Origin of the sequence: Cupriavidus sp. HMR-1 (assembly GCF_000319775.1) — a bacterium.
Classification (GTDB): domain Bacteria; phylum Pseudomonadota; class Gammaproteobacteria; order Burkholderiales; family Burkholderiaceae; genus Cupriavidus; species Cupriavidus metallidurans.
In genome coordinates, this window is record NZ_ANKP01000062.1 from 1 (window position 1) to 25474 (window position 25474).

Sequence of the window (25474 nt, forward strand, 5' to 3'; positions counted from 1 at the left end):
GAGGACAACAGTGCGCGTGTCGCGCGCATCGAGGCCACCGCGCTCCGCCTGGCCCAGGCAAGGGCCGGGGCCGCGACCACCACCGGCACCACGGGCAGCAACTGATCCGCCGCGCGCAAGGGAAACCAAGGAGAACGATCATGAACAAGACACTCAAGCTTTCGCGTGGCGCCACAGTGCTGGCGATTGGCACCCTGGCCTGCATCGGACTGTCCGGCTGCATGACCTCGACGCCGTCGTGGGACCAGCATCGCGGCGAGGCCCTCGCCGCGGTCAAGCAGCAGCAGATCATCAACCCGGATGCGCCGGCCGGATTGCCGACCATGGACGGCACCGACGGCAAGACCGCCGTAGCCGCCATGCGTAACTTCGACCGCTCGCTGATCCGCTTCCAGACCGGAACGGGCAGCCCCGTCGGTGGTTTCGGCATCGACTTCGGCGCGGGCGGATATGGCGGCGTGGGTATGGGCGGCGGCAGCCAACGCTAAGCAAACCGCGGGGAGCACCATCATGTCCACAACCAGGTCTCGCGGCATGTCACTGCCTCGCATTCACGAGAGGCAGCGCGGCGCCGTTGCCATCATCGTCGGCCTCATGATCGTGGTGCTGGTCGGCTTCATCGGCCTGGCACTCGATCTCGGCAAACTGTATGTGAGCAAGAGCGAGTTGCAGAACCGCGCGGATTCGTGCGCGCTGGCCGCAGCGCGCGACCTGACCGGTGCTACCCCGCTAACGGTTTCCGAAGCCGCCGGCCTGACCGCGGCGGCCCGCAATCTGGTGCTGTTCCAGGGCAACCTGGAACAGCAGCCGAACATCACATCGGCCGAATCCGTGACCTACAGCGATTCGCTGGCGGATCCCTTTCTGGACAAGAACTCTGTCACCTATGCGCTGAACACGATCAAGTACGTCAAATGCGACGTCTCGCGCGGCAACATCGCGAACTGGTTCGCGCAGGTACTGAATGCAATTCCCGGCATCCACATCGGAGCGAATACTGTTGGGGCCTTCGCTGTCGCAACGACGACTTCGGCGCAGACCACCTGCGCGATTCCTGTGTACATCTGCAGACCCGACACCGCTACGCCGGCGGTGCCCGGCGGATACACGATCGGTCAATGGCTGACAGCCAAGATAGGGACCTCGGGCGGAGGCGTCTACGGAGGCGGGAATTTCGGCTGGGCCGACCTGAGCGGTGGCAAGGGCAACACACCTGCTCTGGACACCCAGCTTCAGGGAGCGGGGCAATGCAATCTGCCCGCCTTGAACACCCAGATCGGTACGACCGGCAACAAGGCCTCGCTCTCGGACGCGTGGAACAGCCGCTTCGGCATCGCCACGAACAAGACCACCGGCGTGACCGACTTTACGGGTTTCGCCTACACGAGCACAACGTGGACGGCGCAGAGCAACGCTTACAACGGCACATCGACCGACAGCAAGGGTACCTCCCAGCCGAACTTCCTGGCTGCCCGCAAGGCTTATCAGCCCTATCAGGGGGACTCCGTTACCGGCCTGAGCACGAAAGGCACAGCCGCGTCGCAGGCCACCTATCAGGCTGGCGCTGACCGGCGCCTGGTGCTGGCGCCGATCGTTGACTGCTCGACGTTCAGCACGCCGGGCACCCATCAGGCCAACGTCACGGGCTGGGCCTGCGTGTTGATGGTCGACCCCATGCAGCAGGGCGGCAACATCGACACGGTACATCTCGAGTATCGCGGCGACTCGAGCCTGCCAGGCAGCCCCTGCGCCACGCAGGGCATGCCGGGTGCGAGTACCGGCGTCGGCCCGCTCGTCCCAGTGCTGGTGCAATAGGCGTCAAAACGGGAGTCGATCATGAAACGACTGACCAACGCACACAGGCAATCACGCAGGCGCCAGCGCGGCGTCGCCGCAGTCGAGTTCGGCATCATGCTCGTGCCGATGCTGCTGATGGCGTGCGGCGTGGCCGAGTTCGGCCGCGCGATCTACCAGTACGACACGCTGACCAAGGCCACCCGCTCGGCAGCGCGCTACCTGTCGCAATACTCGCCCGATGACGTCGCCTACCCGACGGCGGCCACCAAGTGTCTGGCGGCCTATGGGAACACCGCCTGCTCGGGCCAGCCTCTGGCACCCGGGTTGACCACCGCCATGGTGATCATCTGCGATCGCGTCGATTCGTCCGGCTGCCCCGGCGCCACCCAAACGTTCAGCAACGTCGCAACCTACGACAGCACCAGTGGTGGCAGCGGCACGCAGGCCGGCACCGTGAACCTGATCGCCGTCAGGATCAGCGGCTACACCTACACGCCGCTGCAGTCGTTCATCAACGTGTCCGGCCTGACTTTCGGCGACATCACCACCGTCATGAGGCAAGTGCTATGAAACATCGCGCCCATCCGCTCCGCGTCGCACGCCAGCGCGGCCTGGCCGCCGTGGAGTTCGCCCTTATCGCCGGCATGTTCTTCACGCTGCTGATCGGCATCATGGAGTTCTCGCGCGTGCTGTTCTACTGGAACACTGCGGCCGAAGTCACGCGCATGGCCGCGCGATCGGCCGTGGTCTGCGACTCCGGCGCCAGCATCATCAAGACCAGGATGGAGAACATGCTGCCGCTGCTGCAGGACTCGAACATCAGCGTGGTCTACGCCCCGACGGGCTGCGACAGCGATCCCGCCACGGCGCGCTCCACCTGTCAGACAGTAACCGTGAGCGTGTCCAACGTGACCATCGCCACCATGATCCCCGTGACGCGGTTGCGCATCGGCATGCCGCCGTTCACGACCACCATGACACGCGAGAGCATGCAGACATCGACCGGCGGGTCGGTTTGTAGCTGACATCCAATACACCCATTCCATCCATCCGACCCGAACATCGCGAGGACACCATGCTGAAGATCCTGATTGCATCCGATGACACCGCACGGCTGGCGGAGATCAATCGGCTCGCTACCATCGCCGGAAACTTCCAGACCACGTCGCTGCAGGAAGGACTGGCGCGGCTGCCGTTCCAGGCGAGCCGGCTGCGCATGGCCGATTTGCTGGTGCTCGATCTGTCCGAAATCGGACCCGCGCAGATGTTCGGGGTGGAAACCCTGCGCCAGCAGCACCCCGAACTTCCCTGCATCCTGATCACGCAATCCCAGGACTCCAGCGTGCTGATCCAGGCGATGCGCGCCGGCGTGCGCGATGTGTTGCCCTGGCCGCTGGACAAAGGCCAGCTTGTCGAGGCGCTGAAGCGCGTGGAAGCCACACACGTGCCGCGCATGCAGGAGGTAGCGCAGGTCATATCGATGATCTCCTGCAAGGGTGGCGCGGGCACCAGCTTCGTGGCCGCAAACCTTGGCGACGCCCTCGCCCGCCACTTCGGCAAGCGCGTGCTCGTCGTCGACCTGAACCGCCATTTCGGGGATCTCACGTACATCGTCTCGGACAAGGCGCCGCCCAGCACGTTGTCGGAGATCTGCAGCCAGATCGATCGCATGGACGCGGCGTTCCTGGAAGCCTGTCTCGTTCACGTGGACAACGGATTCGACATGCTGGCGGGCGCGGCCGACCCGGTGCGTGCCAGCCAGATCCAGAAGGAAAAGCTCGAGTGGATCCTGTCGGTCATGCAGCCGAACTACGACTACGTGATCTTCGATGTCGGGCAGAGCATCGACCCGCTGTCGATCAGCATGCTCGACCACAGCGACCGCATTTGCGTAGTGACCGAGCCGAGCATCGCATTCGGCCGCCCCAGCCGACGGTTGCTCGACATCCTGCGCGCGCTGCACTACCCCGACGACAAGATTCGCGTGGTGCTGAACCGCGTAGGCCGCAAGAACGAAGTGCCCCGAACCACGATGGAGGAGATCTTCGGCATGAAGGTGTCCTTCACCCTGCCAGACGATCCGGCGGCCGTGGACGAAGCCGTCAGCCACGGCGAGCCGGTTGCGAAGCTGAGCAAGCGCAGCAGCATCGCCCGGGCGCTGCAGGCGATGGCCATGCAGTTGGCGCCCTCGCATGAAGCCGAGCGCCGCAGCCGGCAGGAGGGCGTGTCGCCGTTGCGCAAGCTGATGCTGCGCGCCCGTAGCACCTGAATCCGCAGGCCATCGATCCGTCAGAGCCATCAGAGCCATCAGAGTCGTCAGTGCCATCAGTGCCACCCGAACCGAATACGCTTAGCAAGGAGTCCATCATGTCAATCCGCGAACAGCTCGCCAGCGCCGGGACACCCTACACGGCAAATGGTCACGCCGCGATCCATTTCTCGATGGCCACCAACACGACATCGCCGGGGTACCACGCGCTGAAGCGCGACGTGCACGAGACCGTGCTGGACCGCGTGGAGCTGGAACGCCTGGCGCACTTCCCGCAGGAACAGGTGCGTCAGGAGATCGCCTCGCTGGTGAGCCTGATCATCGAGGAACATAAGGTGCTGCTCAACGACAACGAGCGGCGACAACTCACCGTCGAGATCTATGACGAGATGTTCGGCTTCGGGCCGCTGGAACCACTGTTGAAGGACCCCACGGTCTCGGACATCCTGGTCAACACGGCACGGCAAACCTACGTGGAGCGGCGCGGCAAGCTCGAGCTGACGAATGTGGTGTTCTATGACGACGCCCATCTGATGAAAGTCATCGAGAAAATCGTGTCCCGCGTCGGCCGCCGTATCGACGAAACCAGCCCGATGGTGGATGCGCGCCTGCCGGACGGCTCTCGCGTCAACGCCATCATCCCGCCGTCTGCCATCGATGGTCCGCTGCTGTCGATTCGTCGCTTCTCGGTGAACCCGTTGCAAGTGTCCGACCTGGTCGAGCTGAAGAGCCTCACGCAGCCGATGGCGCAAATGCTGCAGGCGCTGGCGCATGCCAAGATCAACGTGCTGGTCTCGGGCGGCACGGGCAGCGGGAAAACCACGCTGCTGAACATCCTGTCCGGTTTCATCCCGGAAGACGAACGCGTGGTGACCATCGAGGATGCCGCCGAACTCCAACTGCGCCAGCCTCATGTCCTGCGCCTGGAAACCCGGCCGCCCAATATCGAGGGCAAGGGAGAAATCACCCAGCGCGCGCTAGTGCGCAACGCCCTGCGGATGCGCCCTGACCGCATCATCCTCGGCGAAATCCGTGGCGGCGAGGCGCTGGACATGCTCAACGCCATGAACACCGGCCACGAGGGCTCGCTCACGACGATTCACGCCAACACCCCGCGCGATGCGCTGACGCGGCTCGAGAACATGGTCAGCATGGCAGGCCTGACCATGCCGGCCAAGGCCATGCGCCAGCAGATCGCCTCGGCGATCACCGTGATCGTGCAGGCGGCGCGTCTGACAGACGGCCGGCGCAAGATCATCAGCATCCAGGAAATCACCGGCATGGAAGGCGACATCATCAACACGCAGGAGATCTTCACGTTCCAGCGCACAGGTGTGGCCGAGGATGGCGCGGTCCGCGGCCACTTCAAGGCCACGGGCGTGTATCCGAAGTTCGCGGAGCGGCTGCGCGTCTTTGGCGTCGGGCTGCCGGACGAGACCTACGATCCCGCGCGGCGCTACGAAGTCTGAGCCCACGCACTGATCAACGACAACATATCCGGGGGGTAACACATGAGCACGATCTTCTATGCCTTCGGCATCCTGCTGTTCGTCGCCGTGGTGCTCAGTGTCGAAGCCATCTATCTGTGGTGGAACAATGCCCACGGCCCCGCGGCCAAGCGCATCGAAGCGCGGCTGAGAGCGCTTTCGGCCGGCGGACACGTCAGCGCCGAACGGCTGTCCATTCTCAAGAAGCGCCTTCTCAGCGATTCGCCGCGGATGCAGCGCTGGCTAATGAGCGTGCCGCGTATCGGCGCGCTGGACCGCTGGCTCGAGCAGTCCGGCAGCACATGGTCCGTGGCACAGCTGTTCGGCTACTGCGGCCTGGTGGTGCTGTGCGCGGTGGCGCTGATTCCGTTGGTGCCGGTGCCGCTGCCGATCATACTGGGCTGCGTGGCATTCGTCTGGTTGCTGCCGTTCCTGCATGTCATGCGGCTGCGCACCAAGCGGCTCAAGCAAATGGAAGTGCAGCTGCCAGACGCCGTCGACATGATCAGCCGCGCGCTGCGTGCGGGCCACTCGTTCGCCGGGGCGCTCGGCATGGTCGGCCAGGAAATCAAGGCGCCGCTGGGTCCCGAGTTCCGCACCACGTTCGAAGAGATCAACTATGGCGTGGCGCTCGACGAGGCCATGACGAACCTCGCCATGCGTGTGCCTGTTGGCGACCTCCGCTACTTCGTCATCGCCGTGCTAATCCAGCGCGAGAGTGGCGGCAACCTGGCGGAGATCCTCGACACGATCGCCACGATGGTGCGCGAGCGGCTGAAGCTCTTCGACAAGATCCGCGTGCTCTCGGCCGAAGGGCGACTCTCCGCGTGGATTCTCGGCCTGCTGCCGTTCGGCACGGCGGGCCTGATCATGGTGGTCAACCCGGGATTCATGCGGGTGCTGTGGGAAGACCCGATTGGATGGCGAATGGTGGGTACCGCCATGACGTCGATGATCTTCGGCGTGCTGTGGATGCGCAAGATCATCCGCATCCGGGTATGAGTCAGATAACAACAGGCAGGCTTGAGCGCGCATCCTGAGGGGGAGTCGATCATGCAAGACATCATGCAGGGGTTTCGGGCAGACCAGTTGATCGTGCTGGCGCTGGTCTTCGTTGCGGCATTCGGCACGGTACTTGGCGTGCTCTATGTGTTCTCGCCAGACCGCATGCGCGGCAGGATGGAACAGATCGCCAACGAGACTGGCACTGTCCCGGGCAACGCCGGGCAGCAGCAGGCCTGGGTCGAGAAGCTCGTGAAATGGGCGCAGCCGGTCTCGCGGCTCTCGTTGCCCAAGGAGGGTTGGGAGAATTCGCAGCTGCGCGTGCGCTTCATGAACGCCGGATGGCGCGATGCGAGCGCCGCCCCGCTGTACTTCGCCGCCAAGACGCTGCTGGCGGTGGCGCTCCCGATGATCGGACTGATCGCGACAAGCAGTGTCCCGGCATTCCAGGAACAGAGCATGATGTTCGCGGTGCTGGCAGTGCTGGCCGCGATCGGTTACTACATTCCGAATATCGTGCTGTCCCGGAAAGTGACGGCACGCCAGAGAACGGTGTTCGAGGAGTTCCCCGACGTCATCGACCTGCTGACGGTCTGCGTGGAAGCCGGCCTCGGCCTTGATGCCGCACTGATGCGCGTGGCCGACGAACTTGCGCTGCGCTGCCCGGTGCTGGCCGACGAACTGCAACTGATGCTGCTGGAGCTCCGCTCCGGCTTCTCGAAGGAGAAAGCGTTGAGCAATCTGTCGCTGCGCACCGGCGTCGAGGACGTCGACAAATTCGCGTCCATGCTGATCCAGGCGGACCGTTTCGGTACCAGCCTTGGCGAATCCTTGCGGGTGCTGTCCGACATGCTTCGCACCAAGCGCCGGATGCGCGCGGAGGAGCAGGCGGCGAAGATTGCGCTGAAGCTGCTGTTTCCGCTGATTTTCACGATCTTCCCCACACTCCTGCTGGTGTTGCTAGGGCCCGCGTTCATCCAGATCTACCGCGTGTTGCTGCCAACCATGACCGGCACCAACTGACGGTCGCACAAGCGGCGCCTTGCCATAGCGGTTCCCCCGGCTGTCTCGCCCTGGTGCAACACCAGGTGGACAGTCTTGCCCGGACAGTGTCCGGGCTTTTCTGCTTTCTGCGGCGACGACGCGTCAGTGACCCGGTCGTGGCTGGCGGCTTGACCCGCGCGCCAGTCTTCTGAAAAATACTGGGCAAACCCATCCCCCACCCCTGTCCGTACAGTCATCCGGGAGCCGCCGCATGAAGATCCGCATCCTGAGCGATCTGCACATCGAACACAACATGCCCGAGGAGGTCCCCGCCTGTGGCGCGGACCTCACGATCCTGGCCGGAGACATCGCCAACGGCCGCGACGGCATCGACTGGGCGGCGCGCGTGTTCGAGGGGCCCGTGCTCTACGTGCCGGGTAATCACGAGTACTACGAAAGCACGTTCGACGCAGTGGATCGGCAGATGGCCGACGCGGCCGGGGAGTCGGGGAATGTCACGCTGCTCAGCGACGGCATCGCCGAGTTCGAGGACGCCGACGGCCAGCGCGTGCGCGTGATCGGCACCACGTGGTGGACCGACTACTGCCTCTATGGCGTCGATCGTGTCGACGAAGCCATGCAGGCGTGCTCGCGCGTGATGTTTGATCATCGCCTGATCGCTACCGCCGATGCCGACGGCCAGCACCGCCCATTCACGCCCGCCGATGCGCTGGCTCGCCATCACGCGGCCACGGCGTGGCTGGCCGGTGCACTGGCGCAACCGTTCGACGGCAAGACCGTGGTGGTCACCCATCACGGCCCCGACCTCGGCAGCCTCGACGCACGCTATGCGCACGACATCGTCTCGGCCGGCTTTATCTCCCGCCGCCCGGATCTAGTGGCCCAGGCCGACCTCTGGATCCATGGCCATACCCATACGAGCTTCGACTACTGGATCGACAGTTCACGCGTGGTGTGCAACCCGCGCGGCTACATCTCCCGACGCAGTGGCGAGCCGGAGAACCCGGCGTTCGACTGGAGCAAGGCTGTGGCGCTTTGAAGCGGCTTATGAATACGAATCTTGATTTGTGTTCATAAGAGACATACTGCCTACGCCGTACTCCGGCAAGCGCGGGCCGGTCTCGTTACTGCCGCGCATCTCGCCGCATCAAGGCGACAGGCGCCGACGGTCGTCACGTATCGCTCGTTGCGCCAAGCTGTGACGCCTGCGACTTGAGTGCACCTGACGGCACCCCGATACGTTCGAGGACATTCCCACGCGCCTCGATCTTCACGGGATCGGTCTTCTTCCACTGCTTCTTCGGGATGACCAGCTTCCACACCGCGTTGTTGCCCACGTCGCGGAACAACGCCGCGACGCCAACGTACTCGCAGTCCTCTCGCATCGGTTCTGCAAGACTCACGCTCGCCGCCGGGCGCAGCACCACATCGTTGCTTGCGAGCAGATCCGCCTTCAGCGACTCCAGGTCATTTGTCTGCAACTGCACGTAGCTCAGCTGTTCGAAAGCCTGCGGCGTTTTCAACTGATAGATCCGCACCACTGTCGACAACGATTCGCCTGCGCTGTTTGTATTCAACGACGACCGGCTGACGAGATCGAGGTTCATGGTCTTGACCTGCGTCGTGAAGGCCCACTTCGCTGCTTCCACTGTGCTGTTCTTCACGGCTTGTGCGGCCCCGCATCCGGCAACGGTAAGGGTGGCGACTAAGGCTATGCCCCCGTTTCGCAGCGCTTGCTTCATCGTGTTCATCCCTTCGTTCTAGTGTGCGGCTTGATTTCATTGACTGCGATGGCTTGGCGGCGCGGATGCACCGGCGCTGAGTCCATTCCATGTTCCCAACTGCACGCGCGTGATCGCGTCTTTCCGGGTCGCGTTGGCGGTGGCCACGGAGTACTGGAGTTGCGTGCTATATCCAAGGTTCACTTCATTCGAGTTCAGGACCGGAGCCGGCATCAGCGCTGGCCTCACCTGCATTTCCAGATGCGCGTGCGCGGCATGGCCGAGATAGAAACGCAACAGCGCCATCAGCTCCCGGTGCATGGCCCGACCCGGCATCAGCCCAAGCACCGATTCGGGCGTCTGGGGCGTGATCACCACACGCACGGTGTTCGCCCGGTCGTAGAAGCCGCGTCCCAGCACGCAGTTCTCGCCGAGTGGCATGCGCTCGGTGGCATCGAGGCGCACCCACACGGGGTAGAACTCCTCCACCAGGATCTGCGCATCCGGCACGGCGTGCTGCAATACGCCAGCAAGACCCTCGGCAGTCCGCGTGCGCTGGCTGGCCAGTCCCAGCATCGACAACAGCTTGCGCGGGCTGACGGTACCTTCGACGTGTTCGCCCTGTGCAACGCTTGGCTGCCCGGCTCCCGGCTCGCGCAGCCCCAGCCCGAGCAGACTGAGCAGGTAGCGTGAAACCTCGTCTTGTCCGCCCGGCAGGAAACCCATCGGATAGCGATACTTGCGCGCGACCCGGTAGAACTGCGTGACAACGCGGTGGTGAAACAGGTCCAGGAAGGCCGCCAGCGGCTCCGCGCCATCGCGACGCTGGGCAATCTCGTCCACGAAATAGGACGGCATACGCGCGTCGACGCCGTACAGGCCAAGGAAGGCCGTGCGGATGACTGGTGGCCGGTCGGGGTCGTCATCGTCGTACTCAACCGCATCGATCTCACGTCCCGGAAATCCAAGCCCCCCACTGGAGCGGAAGCGCACCGGTTCGTCGGCCAGGGAATCCGTGGTGCCCAACGGCGGGCGATGCGGCGCGGACAGCTCGATCAGTTCACAAAGCCGGAAGAAATTCATCCGGTGTGCATTGGCGAGCAACGCTCGCAACAAGGGGCCTTCCTTCGGGGGTGACATGGTCTGACTCGGTGCGCTCAAAACGGAGCCCCCTCCCCTTTGCTGTCGGGCCACACCTGGCGCTTGCCGCTAGGCTGCGACACGATCACCAAGCGCGTATAGAGATTGACGGTTGCGTATAGCGACAGGAAGCGGTTAAGCATCTCGCCAAACAATTCCACATCGCCTTCGCCGGCAAAGCGCGTGCTATCCAGCACCACTTCGATCTCCACGCCGCGCAACAGGCCGCCTTTGACGAGCTTCTGGAGCGGGCGGTGCCGCACGTCTGTGATGGCCTCGATACGCCGACGGTTCAGTTCCCCATCGGTCCAGTCGTACAGCGCCAGGCTGCCGCGCAAAACCTCGGCGTCGAGCAGCGACAGGTAGTTGGGCGCCAGGTGCGACAGCACGCGCCAATGGAAGCGATCGGCGGTAGGTGGATACACCGGCAGCGTCGGCGCGGTCAGGTTGCGCACGGTGCCAATGTGCGTAAATCCCCCGCTCGTGCGGGTGATGCCTGCCTCGCGCAGGCCCTTGCGCGGCAGCATGCCATTGGTGCCGATGACCGACAGTGACAGCGTCTCCTCGGGCAGGGACTGTTGATGATCCCAGGCGTGCCCTCCCAGCACCACCCAGGTGTCGAACCTCCCCGAAGGACCGCGGCGCACGCGGGTGTGGAAATAGCGCTCCGGCATCTCGTGGCGCAGCATGCCACCCCGGTGGCGGAACGCGGCGAACGGCGCGTACTCGAAGCGCTTGCCACTGCCCGCCTCGAAGCCCCGTACGGTTTCCACCGAATAGGGCTCCACATGTTGACCATGCTGTTCCATGGCCCGCACCCGGTACTCGGTCTCGAAGTGGGTGATGGTGATCGGGTCGGCTTCCAGCTCGAACAAGTTGATGATCGGCGTGCAAAAGAGGCGCACGTTATCGGCCGAGAAGCGCATGTCATCCGGGAACGGCCGATTGAGTATCACCTCCACATCAAAGTGCTCGATGCCTTCCGGGATGGCGTCCAGATCGAGCCCCACGAGATCTACGAACATGAACTTCTCGGGGAAGGTGAAGTACTCCAGCAACAGTTGGTAGCCCCCGAAGGCGTTGTCAGCCTTCGGCCACAGGCGTTCCTCGGTCGCGAATCCGGCTGGCTCCAGCCGCACCCCCGTCATCGGCTGCGGTGCGCCGGGCCGGTCGGCCGGATAGCCCGGTACCCGCACTTGTATGGCCAATGGCTCAGCGGTGAGCGCCGAATAGAGCGCCAGCGCCAGCGGACGATCGGCATGCAGGTAGAGCCGCAGGCGCGGCACCGCCAACTGCTCGCGGCGCCCCTGAGTTTGTAGTGCCAGCCGCAGCCGGATGACCGAGCGGCCATCCTCGCGCGCATAGGCGTTGGCTTCAGTGAGCCGCAACGGGTATAGATCGACCGGTTGCGTGGTCCGGTAAGTGCATTCGACACTGCCCTCACTCCCGCCTTGTATCGCGAGCGCGATGGGGTCGGAGACCACCTCCAGCCCGGCCGGCAGCGTTTCATGGCGCTGCAGCGTTCCGCCGTTCGGGGTCAGTTCCAGGATCGACAATGACGGGATCATGCGCAGGTAATGCGGCCATAGCATGCTGACCAGGCCCTCGGTCAGTTCCGGCAACTCGTCGTCCAGCTTATGGCGCAGCCGCCCCATCAGGAAGGCGAAGCCCTCGAACAGCCGTTCGACGTGGGGGTCCCGCTCGCCGATACGGTCGATGTTGAGCATGCGGGCGCGGTCAGGGAACGCCTGTGCGAACTCCTTTCCGGCTTCGCGCAGGTAGCGCATCTCCGCTTCGTAGTAACGCAGGATCTCGTTGTCTTGGGTGGGATGGTTCATGCAGTACAGGATGGGTACGCTTTAGGCGGCGGCGGCGACGGCCACGGCCACGGCGCGGGCAGGATCGATGGCGATCAGGTCGCCCACCAGCGCCTCGATGCGCGCGCTCAGGGCTGCCTTGTCCGCGTCCTTGCGGGTGAGGCGCACTTTCAGCAGGCGCAGCAGTTGCTGCTTGACCTCGAACGCGAGGGCGGGCTCCCAGTTGGCCAGCTGATAGCGCTGGGTGCCGGATTCGAGCGCGGACAGCAGGTGCAAGGCAGTATCGGCCCGGTCGGCGCGCTCGGCCACTCGCGCCATCACCAGTTGCCGGACAAAGCGATCGCGCTCGCCAGCCGGTGCCGGCAACCCCTGCAGCCAGGCAAAGGCAGCCTCCAGGCTCTGCTGTGCGGCGAGGTCGGCCGCCTGCGCTTCCGTTTCCGCCAAGTCGGTACTCACAGAGGCCACCGCAACCGGCGTCACAGGTTCGCCGCGCTCGATATCCCGCACGGTGGCGTAGCGCGCAATCCATTCGAGCGTGGCGTCGTCAGCAAACGGCGTGCCGTCCGAGAAGGCAAGCTGGTCCAGGCCCGGCAGACGTTCCAGCATCAGGGCGCAGTCGGTGGCCAGCAGGTCGCGCACGCGTGCGTAGGCGCCACCCGCCTGGTCCTGCGCCATGAACGCGTAGTACTGCAAGTCCAGCCAGAAATGATTGGCGCCCTCGGCGAAGGCCGGCTCGATCCGGTCGAGCAATTCCGGCCACTGCTTTTGCAACGCCAATCGCTTGATTTGCGCGCGTAGTTCGGCGCGTGGGGCTATCAGACGGGTCCTGCCGCTGGCTTCATGCGGCGGCGCCTCGGTAAGGGTGTCCCAACGCACGCAGCGCATCAGCCGGTAGGCGGCGAGATAGCCGTCGGGCTGCTGGCGCAGGAACAGCGCCATCTGGCGCGCCCGATCCACCAGGTCGCGCGTGGAGGCCACCTCTCCGTCCAAGAGCGACGCCGTGGCGAGGGCTTTCGGAGCAGCGATGTTCCCCTCACCCTCCGCCGACAACGGCGTCTCGACCCGTTCCTCGAACCGGCGAAACAGCGCATCGAGCGCCGGACGGGCCGGCTCGGGCCACTTTCCGATGCCCTCCAGAATCAACGCCATCGCCGACAGCGTGCGCTCCAGCGGGCCACCGACCAATCCCTTTACCCCGTCAAGCCGGTCGGTGAAGGTGGCACCGGCCAACCATTCGAGTGCGGCCTTTTGGCTTTCCGCGCGGGCGGGTAGCAACTTGGGGCCGAAGCGATCGATCAGTGCCGCCAGTAATTCGAAGCCGTCGGCGATCCCTTCCGCACCGTCGCGCCTCATACGGCCATAGATGTAGTAGACCGTCAGGCGGACATCCTTGGCGCCGGTCTTGAGCAGGCGCTCGGCCGACTCCACGATCAAGGCATCATTGATATCCGAGCGCTTGGCCACTTCCTCCTTGATGGCGAGGAAGTCATCCTCGTAACCCGGGTCGTCTCCGACCGGTGCCTCCTGACGGACCGGCTGCAGCCATGGCTCCCACCGGGCCAGCGTGGAGCGGGCCAGATCGGCGGGGGCACGGGCGCCGAACAGCGCGTTGAACAGGTTATTGAACATGCGCTTCCTTCGCGTGCTTTACGTGTTTTACGTGCTTTAAGTGCTTTACGTGCTTCAAGTGCGCGTTGGCTCGCGCGGCCGAAAGGTCGAGGCATAGGCAGACGCTTCCATCGCCAGTGTCAGGTGCCCCTGCGATGAATGGACATGGGCGAAGTGCCGTGACGCCGACCATCCTCGTATTCATCACACGCCTCCGCGTTTGGCTTTCCGTGCTGCGTGCGATGGCACATCCACCGCTGCGCCGCCCTTGCCGACCAGGAACACGCGCTGCGGCAGCTTGAGGCCCATCAGGGGCAGCAGTTCCAATATCCCTTGGCCAGCCTCACTACGCATCAGGAAGCGAATCTCGTAAGGCGCCTTGGCAGACCGGGTGTCGGTGGATTCCTCCAAGAGGCCACGTGTATCCGGCACAGCCGGCCACGTGATCTGCACTGTGGCGCTATCGATCGGGGCAATGTGGCCGAGTCCGATCATGCGCAGCAGCGCAAAGCGTCCGCCATATTCGTAGTTCTTGTTGGTGCCTGCCTTCTCGGTTTGCCATTGCAGAAGCGTGCCCGGATCCTGGAGGTTGCTCGCGGGCCATGTCATCCGTTGCCAGGTTTCACGCTGGTTGTAGTAGTGCAGCTTCTGGCCGTCGATGGTGAGCTTCGTATCGGTGAGTCCCGGCGTCGCAATCGGCTTGAGTTCGAAGCGGTACCGCGGATCCCCCTGGACCAGCATGTGGGCGCCGATGCGCTGCAGGATGTTGATGGTCTTGAGGAACTCCGGGTCAAACGTAATGCCACGCGCGCCCGCTGCAGGCACCCACTGACCGCCCTGCAACTCCAGCACCCCCGCTAGCTGGGTGGCCAGGAATGTCTGGATCGTGCCACCCTGCGGACGCAGGAACTGCGCGAGTTCAGGCAGTGAGGCGTCGTTGGTCGTGTTGGCGAATGGATAGCGCCCGGCGAAAATCCGATTCCACTCCGCCACAATGAACCGTTGCCAGACGTCGTTCAGACTGGCCTGTGCCGGCAGCACGATGGCCTGCGTCGCCTGCGCAACCGGACGCACAAACAGCGCTTCGCCCATGCCCGCCCATTCCGCGCCGAGGCTCGCCGCGACCAGTTGCGCGTAGGCCTGCGTATCGGCCAGATCCGAACTCGTGCCCCGGAACATCGCCTGCGCCATCTGGCGGGCCCGGTCATCCGCGTCGGCGCCGGTACTGACCTGTTGCAGGTGCAGGCGCAAGGCCGTGATCCGGTCCAGATACCGCTGCAGACTCAGGTCGTTGTTGCCACCTTGCACTGCTTGGCCGGGCTGTCCCGCCAGGCGCAGTACCGGGCCAAACGCGGCGTCCAGCGGGCCGGTCGGGGCCGCCTTCGCGCTGTCAGGCGCGTCGTCCTTCTTGCCAAGGATGTCCTTGGCCTTGCTCACCAGCGCGTCCGACAGGGAAGTCTTCTGCACGCCCGCGCCGCCCTGGTAGGCAAGCGACTTCATCAGCGCGATCGCCGGGGATTGGCGCGCATCGGCCAGCAGCTTGAGCTGGTCGATGGCGCCGGGCAAGGTGGCCGCCGACTCCCACTGCAGGCTGTTCATGAAGTCCTGCCAGTGCGCGGCATACTCCGCAAAGTACTGCTCGGTCAGGGCCGCACGCAGTTCGTCGGAGGATTTGGTAGCCATGACGCCGGCCACTTGGCTGCCGGTCAGTACCCAGTCGGCGGCGACATCGCGACGCGTGGCGGCGGCGTCAATCGCGTTCGCCACATAGCCCTCGTACGCCTGGCGCGTAAAAACGCCAGGTACAGCGGCGGTGGATCGCAGCAGGCCGCGCGTATCCGTACCAGCGGTCAGCGACGGCAGCGTCAGGTCCGGATACTTGTTGCCGGCGCCGCTCAGGATGCCCCGGTACAGCGTCTCCTGGGCACTGCGCGCGCCGATGACCGCCAGCAGCGTCTGGCGCGCACCGGCCACCAGTTCGGGGCGGGGCTCAATCTTCCAGTCCGGGTTGGCCTTCAGGTGCCGCGCGTAGAACTTGAAAAGGCGCTCGGCCAGATCCTGTTTCTCTCCCGGTGTGATGCGGGCTTCGGTGGACCAGTCCTGCGGGAGACGCCTGGCAAGGAAATCAGGCTCGGTGCGCTCCGGATGGGCCAGCATCAGGTAGGCTTTGAGGTCGTCACGACCGCCGAGCGCCCACTGGCTGGTCTTGTCGTCCAGCGCCGTAGTCTGCAACTGGCCGAGGTCCACCAGCGTCGCCTCCAGATTCTGCTGCACCGGCGCGACAAGCCTCTCACGGCTGGCCTTCGCGTAGGGCTGCCACAGGGCGGCCAGCACATCGGCGTCACGGTTCAGGCCGAAGCGGGTCAGCAGCGGTGCGTGCTGCTGCGTGCGGTATTCGTAGCGCTCGATCTGCTGCTGCAGGGCCAGCAGTGCATGCAGGCGGGCGGCGGGGTTCGATGCCGAACGGATCTCCGTGACGGCTTGCAGCGCAGCATGAACATCCCGGCTGTTGAACCAGCTTGATGCCAGCATGCCTGCGAACCACAAGCCGACTGCCGCCAGCGCGAATCCAGCGCACACCGTCATCGGGTGCCAGCCGATTCGCTTGCCGGGCTGGCGGCGAGCCGCCTCACTGAGGTAGCGCCAGTGCGGCAGATTGGCACTGCCTAGCATCTCGGGCTGAGTGCTCGTCCCCGAGGGGTATGGGGCAAAGGCGATGCCACGAATGGGAATGGCCCAACGCTGGCGAGCAGTCAGACCGGCGCTCCAGTCAATCAGCGCCTTGCTGCGGGTATCGAGTTGCTGGGATAGTTTGGCAAGGTAGGAATTGCGATCCCCGTGAGCTAACTGCGCCATGCCACGCTGCGCCAACTGGCCGCCTAGTGACCGCAGTGCTACCTCGATGGCGGTCGCATCAGCGTGATTCGACAATTCACAGGCGACGACCGGCGAGTTGCTGCTGCCTGCAGCGTTCGTTGCCGCCACATCCAGCATGTAGACCGGCGCCGACCACCGCAGGGCCTTTACGACACGCGCGAGACTCATGCCATAGGGGTGAGTGCCGTGGCGCTGGCTCGGAAGATCCGCCTCGCCGTCGGTTACAGCGATCACCGCATCCACTGGACGGTGGCGTCGCAACTTGTAGAGCTGCTTGAGCCACGCGACGTCCGGCTGACCGCTCTGGCTGGCCCCGGACCACAGCAGTACGCCATCGTCGGTCAATAACCACCCGGAGGTAACGAGGCCTGGCAGGAGGCGAGCAATAGCCGTATCGTTGCATGTGAGCAGCAGCCACGGCTGGCGAAAGCGCCAACGCCAACCCCAATGCGCACGCAGCGCCTCGCGCAATGCTCGGCACTGCTCCTTAGCGTCCAGACTTGATTGTCCGGCATTTGCAGCAGCACCGAGACTGTGCTTCTGCTGCAAATGCGCCCGCAAATATCGAATCGCTTTCATGCTGGCAATCCACAAGAAAACAGCGTGCAACACCTTCAGGAATACCAGCCCGAGTAGCAACAGTACCAGCAGGCACAGTTCCGTGATCACCAACCACTCAGTCGTCCAGCGCCGTTCAGACACCAGAAGCGGCGCCGTCAGTGCCAATGCGACATAGACAAGAAACAGGGCTACGCCAAGATAGAACTCTGCGGATAGTTTGGGATTGTTATCGCTCATACCTGCTTTCTGCACACTAAGGCGACGATGTGGTCATCGTTTTGGGAAACAACAATCTGCGGGGATTCGGTGCGAGAGGCGTATTCGATAGCAAGCACCGTGGCAAGCCAGGCTCCGGCGCTAGCGCAGTCGCCAACCGCAGCATCGATATCGAACCATGGCGCATGCGGATCGAACGCAGACACGCCCTTGATCTGCCGCACCGCACCCTCTGTCAGCGCATGAGCCCAAATTACTTGGGCTTGTGGGGCCGCAGCTTTTCCCCAGCGCACGGCAAGATGCGCAGCCTGGCCCGCGTTCTCAAGCGAGTCGATGGCTGGCCGATGCAAGAACAGCGGCGCCATCAAAGGCGACGCACTGCGAGCGAGTTCGGGTCGAGTCACCAGCAAGGCCACACCTGCCTCCGCCACTCCGTCCTCCAACCGCTGGCTAATGGCGGGACGAAGCCGCACCGCTAACAGCAAATGCGCATCGTGCGCCGCCAATCCGTCGTGCCACACATCTGCCTCAGACAGTGGCATCTCGTTTGCGCTCACAGTAGTGGTCACTCGCAATGCGGGGGTGGTAGCCGAAATGAGCTTCGCTAGGCCAAGACGCACCTCTTCCACTTCGCACAAGGCTTGCAGGCTCAGATGCACGTGAAGGGAGCAACCCGCCGGCAACACCAGCAAACCTGCGCTGATCCGCTCGACCAGTCTGCCAAGCAGCCAGTCAGTGATTACCTGTTGGCGAACGAACTCGGTCTGCGCGTTGCCAGGGGGAAGCGGTTTACCGGGTATTTCCAGCCAGCGCGCCTGCACATCAGTACCGGGCTCCGCGCCACTGGATCTCAAGCCCAATAGTGTCGCGCCGCTGACGATGCCATCGACATCGTCCTCTTTCTCGTCACCAGCAAAACACCAGCCATGCCCAAGCACCGCGAGGGGCACGCTGGCCTCCGCGTGACATTCGACGTCAATCTTGTCACTGGCGGCATTGTCGGCAATGGTCTGACGGCATCGCAGATGACCGTGCCCAAGGTATAGAAAGAGTAGGAATGCCCACAGAAACGGCGCATAGGCGACACAGCAAAGCCAGAAAAACGCATCAAGTGGCTTCCCGGCAGGCCACGACGTAATGGTGAGCGCGGCCCCGGCCCCCATGATGACCACGAACAGCAGCGCCCACACCACCACCGACGGTTGAGGCGACTCCGGCACCGCGACGCGCGGCGGAACTCTAGCAAAATCGACAGGCATCTATCGAACCGTCGCGCCTTCCGAGGTAGCAATCAGGACGCTGCCGCATTCGGTTTGGTCTCCATCCCGTGCCAAAGGAACACCAGCGTCGGTCATGCGGGCGCTTCCTGAGGTAATCGGATTGTCCCCATGAATCGGGCACGACACGATGTCGCCAACACGGGCGGCCCGCCGCCCCTTCACCTTAATGCGGTCGGAGCCCGTCAGGATCTTGCCGCCGTGGGTCGTGTCGTCGTTTTCGCATGCAAGGTTTTTCACGTATTCATTCCTACTAGGTTATCTTTCAACCTTTGCGAACAAGGAAGACATCTTTGCGGCACAAAGTTATTAGCCAAAATGCAATAGGTTTTCGTATCAACTACCGGGCAACACTGTCGACTGGCTACGTAACTTGTTACCCGCCCGGGACTATCACCGACCACGAGCCCTGATAGTTGACAGGACGACATATCTTCCGTTGGGCGATACACGAGAATAATCTGCACCAGAAAAGAAGGCACCTCCCGTGGAGGTCATTCTCTCGGAGGACAGGAGTTCCACCACCTCCCCTCGCGACTTTATTAACGTCGCCCGCCTCCAGCCTTTCCCAGATACTTTCTGATCCTGACCATGAAGAGGACCGGAGAATTCCATTTGAAATTTATCATTTACCGGAAGAGTCCTTTTGCTCGACATCACGGCAGATGCGAAAAATGCAAGGCGTACCACTTCCACTCAGATTTTCTCCGAGTATTAATATATTATATATAGTTATAATAAGCCCCCCCAACACAAAGCAATCACCTCTATTTAATTCTCTCAATAACTCGAGATGGAATTTTACCGCCCATATTTTTCGAAATCATACCGTCATAATATTGGCCATATAATTTCCTTGCCTTCCGACCAATATCGACATTCCAGTAGGCGTCCGCCAGATTCAATTTTGCGACGATTCGATCTGGAAATTCTTTTACTATTTCCTCCAGGAGAGCTATAGCATCACCAGATCTCCCATTTTCTATCAAGAAATACGCAATATTATTGAAATCTGCCACATTATCTGAATCAACATACTCAGCAAGCTCAGATACGTCATAAGGCGCCATCGAGGACAAATAGGCTCTTAGGGTATCCTTGCCTCTACTTGCCTGCCGAAAGGCACTTAGATTAGCTTGAATCTTCTTGCGGACATCTACGACTGATTCATATCCATATGAGCCGGTTGACCCAATGATCGCGCAACCAGAAACTCTAGCCACTCTCTCTGACGAATAATATTTTTCATTAACAACATCGGCACGCTCACCCGTAACCCGCCTAACAAGGCACCAATTCGAGTAATTTGAGTTCCATTCATATACATCCCTGTATATTTGTCCACCATTACTTGAACAGCTACCGTCAATCGCGATTCGACGAGTATTTTGAATTTTGTAAATTGACATGGAACTACATTCATCAAATTTATCAATCGAATATTTGAACGTCTTATTTAGGAACTGTGATTTATATTCAACATAAATTCCGCCCCCACTATCGCGATATATTATTCTTCCTGGCATTCCGTTGTTTTCAAAATCATCTACCAGATCGAAGTCAGCTGGATTGGCCAGAGCCAATGCATAACCTCCAGCGTCAGTTAGCAGGAACAAGAAAAAATGGAAAATATAATATATCTGACGGAAGCTCAATATTGATTTCACGATGAAGCCTCCAATGCTGCAAGTCTGTTCTGCACGTATGTTTTAACCGAGCCAGATATTCCATACCAATTCTTGTCTTTTGGCTGGCCGGCTACATCTACTGGGCTTCCCGCTGCCAAGTCGAGTTCCAGATAGCGTTTGTACCCCCTCTTCGCCTCATCGTTACTTTTCCTCGCTATTCCGCCTTTGCCAAGCCCAGAGTCGTTCCACATGCCCCATGCGCAAGATGCCCTCTTCTCGTTGTAGGCACGACTTTCCTCGAATCGATACTTGCCATCTCTGTTGAGTTTGAGGCAACCCTGAAGATTTAGGGACTGTACTGCCCGGTTGAAATATTTAAGGCGGTCATCGTATCCGTTAAATCCACCATTAATAACTCTAGTAATCCAAATAAAATCGTCGGCATTACTTGGATCACGCAATCCTTCCTTAACAATATAAAACCAGGCTGCAGACAACAATGCATGATTTGGTTTCTCAAGTTCAGCCATGGCCATCTGATTGGATGTGCAATCCACTCCGGAATAGGCCTGATATTCTTTGTAGTTCTTTTCAAAAGTTATCTGCATTAACCCGCGGCCACGCCAAGGGTCATATGTTTTCGCCCCACCGAGTTCTTTGGTGAATTTGAACTCACCACTTTCGTGAAGAATTTGCGCAAGAAAATGCCCCTGAGATATACAAGAATCGAATCTGTGATCGACAAAAGCACGATTTAGAGGGCTAACGTACTCATCAAGCAGCTCATCCGATGTTGCTCGAGCTACCTGTTTCAGCATATCGGTGGTAATTTCCAGAGCCTTGCAGTTTTCCCTTGCAAAATTCCCAACCAATCCAATCGGATGAATATGAAACACATCCGATCCCGGCAGATCACTCACACCGGCCTTCACCTCATCCCACCAGACCAGCTTCTCGATACGCTTCTGCTCGGCCTCGTGCTGGACTTGCGGCCCGGTTCGTGTCTCAATTTCCTGGATAAGGCGCCTCCACTTGACCGGGTTAGCCCATTCGCTTTCGTGTTTGATAATCAGGCGTGACATGCGCAGCGCGCGCCACGGATCGTTGGCGGCATCGCACAACTCATCCGCCGCCTGTCTGCCGTCCCCGGTGGCGTAAATGGCCCGATATACCTTTGCCATCAAGGGACTGAGTTTGGCGAGTGCGCCTGGAGCGGGGACATCGGCACCCAGTAAGTAATCGACATACGCCTTGGTGGTGGCGAACATCGTATGTGTCGGATCGTGCGGGTCGTCGAAAGAAGCATCGAAGTCAATCCAGGCCTGCGCAAATTCGCGGGTCACCCGGCCGCCGGCAAAACTCTGCTCGCGCACCCAACCACTGACGACCCGGCTTCGCACATCCGCACTGTCCACCTTCCACCACGGCCGCTTCTGGTTGTCTGTACCCGGCGTGGTCTCCATGACCTTGTTGTCTTTCAGCCTGGCCAACCCGGCCAACGACAGCACCTGGATGACGCCGGTCTGCGGGGCGTCTTGTCCTTCGTTGAGGGCGGCCTTGTACAGCTTGGTCTGCCTGGCAATCCGCAAAATAGTTGGCTCGCTCGGTAGCCCGAGTTGCTTCCAACGATCGGGAAAGGGAGAGTGTTGCTCAATCCAGGCGCGACCTTGTTGGAGGAATGGCTTGATGGCGTCGCCGCAGAAGACCTCGATATGCACCATCTGATTCGATGTCTGCTGACCCAACGAGTCATAGCGGCCCAGGTAGCCGATCAGGTCGCCTGCTTTGATGGGCACCGGTTGGGGTGGCACCACCACTTGGTCCAACATGGAGTCCGGCATGACCGCTTCAGCTACATAGCCACCATGCTCCTTGCCCAGAAACGCCCAGCCACCGACCGCAGCGGATGGCGCGACGTACGCCCCCACAGTCGGCGGATACGCCTGTGTCCCGTGTATATCCTTGATCTTGCCCCAATCGCCCGCGCGTTCGCTGATGCTGAACTGCGTGCCTTGCGGCAGGATGCAACGGGGTGCGCCGTGCGGATGGGTGGCCCGGACCCTCAGGCCTTTCTGCTCCGACGGCGCAGTCACGCCGCGCGGGCTGACATGGGGCTTGTCCTGGGCATATTCTGTAACTTTGAATTCCGGAGTCCAGTAAGCTGGCTTGGGCAGTGTCGCATCGCTCTCGTACCCAGCGAGGTCCTGCAGATGCATGTACAGGCTGAAGAACGTAAGTTTGGTGCCCCTGGGGAACTCCATCGCATGGCGCACCAGGGCAAAGCCCGTGCTGTAGGGGGCACTGAAAGCTGGCTTGCCGTTTTGCGCAGGCAGTTCGCTGATGGGGTAGCTGCGATTCAGGCGCCATGCGACCACGTCACCGTCGGCGATGCAACGCACACCGCCTTTCAGGTCAAGGGCTTGGCCGGCGCCAGCTTCCGATATGTGGATGCCACCGTGCCACATTCCCTTGCTGCTGAGGGAATACGTCCCGGATGGCTCGTTCTTCAGGATTCTGTGAAATTCGTGCTCGTCCGTAATCTCGATGGATGCGGTGCCATTGCCTTTCTTGCGGAACGGGAACGTGAAGCGCAATAGCTTCAGTGGTGGCAGAGACGGAGTCGTCGGGGTAGTCGCCATGCGCTTGCCTTACTCGGAGAACCCGAAGTTCATGTCGCCCTTGATGTCTTTCACCGGGGCGTTTATCCAGTTCGGGAAAGTAAAGTTGCCGCCTGCGGGATCCTCGACATTCAGGTTGCCCCTGGCTTCGATCTGACCGCTCGGGCTGGCCAGCACGATCTTTCCGTTGCCAATCGTGATGTACGCGCCGGAGCCGTCGCCCAACGTGATGCCCTGAGACGCGGTGACCATGACCTTGCCCTCGGACGAACTGACGACAACATCCTTCAGCGCCATCAACTCCAACGCATCACCTTGCGCCTGGATCTGAACCTTGCCCTTGGCCGCAAAGAGACGGATACCCAGCTTCGCGGCAAATAGCGATATGGCCTCCCCAGCGGCGACCGTCATTCGTTTAAGAACGCCGATGTCCAGACCACTGCCAGCGGTCACGAACATTTGTTTGCGCGCTGCCAGTTGCATGTTCTCCCCACTCGTCACGCCTACGCCATGCGGGGCCGTGGCAATGAGGACAGGCTTCTGCAGGCTCAGCAGCTTCTGTTCAATGAGCGTGCGTTGCTGGTCGATGTCTGCGAGCCAAGCCTTGGCCGCGCTGGCCGAGTCGTTGAGGGAGCTTAGTATCTCCTTGCCTTGCTTGAGCGTGGCTTCGACATCCTGCATGTCGAGCTGCTGGCCTGTCGCCCCCGGCTGATCATCCGCCGATAGGAACAGCCCCTTGCCACCCCGGATCGCACCCCAACCCGAAGTACGCAGCTCAAACCCATCGCCTCGCTTTTTCTTCTTGTGATCGACGAGGTAGCCAAGATTGAGCTGGGTCTTGCCACCGTACTCCGTGGATAGCTTGACGCTCTCCTGCCCCTGCCAATCCTCGAAGCGCAGCTTGTTATTGGCCTGCGTGCGGAAGACGCTGCGTGACATCCACCGGTCCTGATTGGTGACGTGATCGGGCTGCAGGCTTGCGTGTAATGCGCCACTAATAAAAGGCTTGTTGGGATTCCCATCATGGAAGGCAATCGCCACCTCGGTACCGTCAATCAGCGGAAAGTGAAATCCCGTCTGCAAGGCCCCGGCAAACGGCTTGGCGAGGCGTAGCGGCACGCTCTCGCCGCCCTTGGGCCACTCGTCAAAGTCGAAGTCGAACCGGACGATGTAGTGCCCGTCCTGCGTCAGGTACGCATACTTGTACTGGCCTGGCGACGTGATCCGGCCACTGAGCGCTCCGGCAATGCGCGGCCATTTTGACTCGTCCATCGGCAGGCGGAAGCGCCGGTCGCAAGGAATGGCCTTGTAGGTATTGCGGTACGCTTGATCGCGGGCGCCGGTGTGGATGACTTCGGTGATGACCTGCCCATTGGGCGCGTCCGGCAAGGTCGTGTCGATGCGCAAAATGCGCGCCGGACGCAATGCCAGCACGTTACTTTGACCCGCGTAGATAAGCTGCCAAGCGATAGCCGCTTCGTGCCGCAGTTGCGCTTGCCATTTCGCTCCGGCCTGGTCCAGGTGATGCGTGCCGTAGACGTAGGGCTGGCCGTAGGTCGTCTTGTCCTTGTAGGCGATATTGGCTTCGGCCACTTTTCGTTCCCACGAATCGGCCGAGTTGTAGTCCGCCACCTTGACCGACGCCGGCACCGTTATTGCGTGCGTCTGGATTTCGTAGACTGCTTCCAGGCCCGACTCAAGGCCTGCTGTTTCGCGGTAGGGCACGCACAGCTCGGGCTGGTAGATGTAGTGGTCGATGTCGTCCCCGAACACCACCATCTCACCGAACTTGCCCGGCGTGAAGTAGCAGTACAACCCTTCTTGTTCCATCAGCAGCCGGATGTAGTCCCAATCGGACATCTCGTACTGCATGCGAAAGGCGAGCTGCGGATAGGTGCGCCGGGTCTTGAAAGCGAACTGATGACCCTTCAGCTCATGGCCACGCAGGATGGCCTCGACAATCTGTGGGGCAGTCTTCTGCTGGTAAATGCGACTGCGTTTCGTCAGCCTCAACCGCGCGACCTGCGGCACAACAACCACCTCGTAAGCGCAGAAGTCGCGGGTCTGACGGGTCTTCGAGAACTCCGAAATCCAGCCCGCGAACTTGCGCGGCTCACTGTCGTCGACCGCATTGATGATGAAGGTGGCGTCCCGGTTCAGGTACTCGGCCCGGTCCAACTCCAGCGGATGTGTCAGCCGTACCCGAACTTCATAGGGCTCGCCCAGGCGTTCCACTGCCTCGAAAGACACCACAGACAACGCTGCGGCACTGGCGGTGCCTGGTACCTCGAGGAAGTACGCCTGCCGCCCGGTAACCGTCATGGCCACCGCATTGCGCAGCGCCCCTGCTCCGTTTGCCTTCAGTCCATCCAACTCACCCGCCATGCTTCTTGCTCCGTTGTCAGCGTGATCGAACCAACTACAAGGAGCCAACATCTAGCGACGATATGC

19 protein-coding genes are annotated in these 25474 nt (G+C 61.7%); 9 read left to right on the forward strand and 10 right to left on the reverse strand.

Features of this window, described 5'->3' with window-relative positions:
- Positions 1-140 precede the first annotated feature (140 nt).
- The 9 genes from D769_RS09650 to D769_RS09690 all read left to right on the forward strand — a co-directional run bounded on the left by D769_RS09650 (position 141) and on the right by D769_RS09690 (position 8599).
- Positions 141-488, forward strand: coding sequence for a hypothetical protein (locus D769_RS09650; protein ID WP_008644454.1), 348 nt, complete (start codon positions 141-143; stop codon positions 486-488).
- A 46-nt stretch (positions 489-534) separates the two neighbouring features.
- Positions 535-1815 carry a TadE/TadG family type IV pilus assembly protein gene (locus D769_RS09655; RefSeq protein WP_008644460.1) on the forward strand — a complete coding sequence of 427 codons (1281 nt, stop codon included), beginning with the start codon at positions 535-537 and terminating at the stop codon, positions 1813-1815.
- 21 nt (positions 1816-1836) lie between these two features.
- Complete coding sequence (locus D769_RS09660) at positions 1837-2367, forward strand: TadE/TadG family type IV pilus assembly protein (protein ID WP_008644461.1); 531 nt, start codon at positions 1837-1839, stop codon at positions 2365-2367.
- Positions 2364-2822: a TadE/TadG family type IV pilus assembly protein gene (locus D769_RS09665; protein ID WP_008644462.1), complete on the forward strand. Its 459-nt coding sequence runs from the start codon at positions 2364-2366 to the stop codon at positions 2820-2822. The genes D769_RS09660 and D769_RS09665 overlap by 4 nt, the downstream gene beginning before the upstream one ends.
- Positions 2823-2872: 50 nt before the next feature.
- Positions 2873-4066 carry an AAA family ATPase gene (locus tag D769_RS09670; protein WP_008644463.1) on the forward strand — a complete coding sequence of 398 codons (1194 nt, stop codon included), beginning with the start codon at positions 2873-2875 and terminating at the stop codon, positions 4064-4066.
- Between the two features lie 98 nt (positions 4067-4164).
- Positions 4165-5535, forward strand: coding sequence for a CpaF family protein (locus D769_RS09675; RefSeq protein WP_008644464.1), 1371 nt, complete (start codon positions 4165-4167; stop codon positions 5533-5535).
- A 42-nt stretch (positions 5536-5577) separates the two neighbouring features.
- Positions 5578-6555: a type II secretion system F family protein gene (locus D769_RS09680; RefSeq protein ID WP_008644465.1), complete on the forward strand. Its 978-nt coding sequence runs from the start codon at positions 5578-5580 to the stop codon at positions 6553-6555.
- A gap of 51 nt (positions 6556-6606) precedes the next feature.
- Positions 6607-7578 (forward strand): type II secretion system F family protein, encoded by a 972-nt coding sequence (locus D769_RS09685; RefSeq protein ID WP_008644466.1) that lies wholly within the window; start codon positions 6607-6609, stop codon positions 7576-7578.
- A 232-nt stretch (positions 7579-7810) separates the two neighbouring features.
- The gene (locus D769_RS09690) at positions 7811-8599 is read left to right on the forward strand and encodes a metallophosphoesterase (RefSeq protein ID WP_008644467.1); all 789 of its coding nucleotides are present in this window, start codon (positions 7811-7813) and stop codon (positions 8597-8599) included.
- A 133-nt stretch (positions 8600-8732) separates the two neighbouring features.
- Here the strand turns inward: D769_RS09690 and tssJ are convergent, their stop codons facing one another.
- The 10 genes from tssJ to vgrG form a co-directional block, all read right to left on the reverse strand.
- Complete coding sequence (gene tssJ, locus D769_RS09695; protein ID WP_035881517.1) at positions 8733-9302, reverse strand: type VI secretion system lipoprotein TssJ; 570 nt, start codon at positions 9300-9302, stop codon at positions 8733-8735.
- 36 nt (positions 9303-9338) lie between these two features.
- Complete coding sequence (gene tssG / locus D769_RS09700) at positions 9339-10421, reverse strand: type VI secretion system baseplate subunit TssG (protein ID WP_035881461.1); 1083 nt, start codon at positions 10419-10421, stop codon at positions 9339-9341.
- Positions 10422-10438: 17 nt separating this feature from the next.
- Entirely contained in the window at positions 10439-12259 is a 1821-nt protein-coding gene (gene tssF, locus D769_RS09705; protein WP_008644471.1) for a type VI secretion system baseplate subunit TssF, read from the reverse strand.
- A 21-nt stretch (positions 12260-12280) separates the two neighbouring features.
- Positions 12281-13867, reverse strand: coding sequence for a type VI secretion system protein TssA (tssA, locus tag D769_RS09710; RefSeq protein ID WP_008644473.1), 1587 nt, complete (start codon positions 13865-13867; stop codon positions 12281-12283).
- 183 nt (positions 13868-14050) lie between these two features.
- Positions 14051-17521, reverse strand: a complete 3471-nt coding sequence (locus tag D769_RS09715) for an ImcF-related family protein (protein ID WP_008644475.1) — start codon at positions 17519-17521, stop codon at positions 14051-14053.
- A complete protein-coding gene (locus D769_RS09720) occupies positions 17518-18759 on the reverse strand; it encodes a hypothetical protein (RefSeq protein WP_035881458.1) in 1242 nt (413 codons plus the stop codon). The genes D769_RS09715 and D769_RS09720 overlap by 4 nt, the downstream gene beginning before the upstream one ends.
- Positions 18760-19017 carry a PAAR domain-containing protein gene (locus tag D769_RS30965; RefSeq protein WP_008644479.1) on the reverse strand — a complete coding sequence of 86 codons (258 nt, stop codon included), beginning with the start codon at positions 19015-19017 and terminating at the stop codon, positions 18760-18762.
- 527 nt (positions 19018-19544) lie between these two features.
- The gene (locus D769_RS31780) at positions 19545-20444 is read right to left on the reverse strand and encodes a tetratricopeptide repeat protein (protein ID WP_152414954.1); all 900 of its coding nucleotides are present in this window, start codon (positions 20442-20444) and stop codon (positions 19545-19547) included.
- Positions 20441-23044, reverse strand: a complete 2604-nt coding sequence (locus D769_RS09725; RefSeq protein WP_008644481.1) for a chitinase-like protein — start codon at positions 23042-23044, stop codon at positions 20441-20443. The genes D769_RS31780 and D769_RS09725 overlap by 4 nt, the downstream gene beginning before the upstream one ends.
- A 9-nt stretch (positions 23045-23053) precedes the next feature.
- Complete coding sequence (gene vgrG, locus D769_RS09730) at positions 23054-25408, reverse strand: type VI secretion system Vgr family protein (RefSeq protein WP_008644483.1); 2355 nt, start codon at positions 25406-25408, stop codon at positions 23054-23056.
- Between the last annotated feature and the right edge of the window lie 66 nt (positions 25409-25474).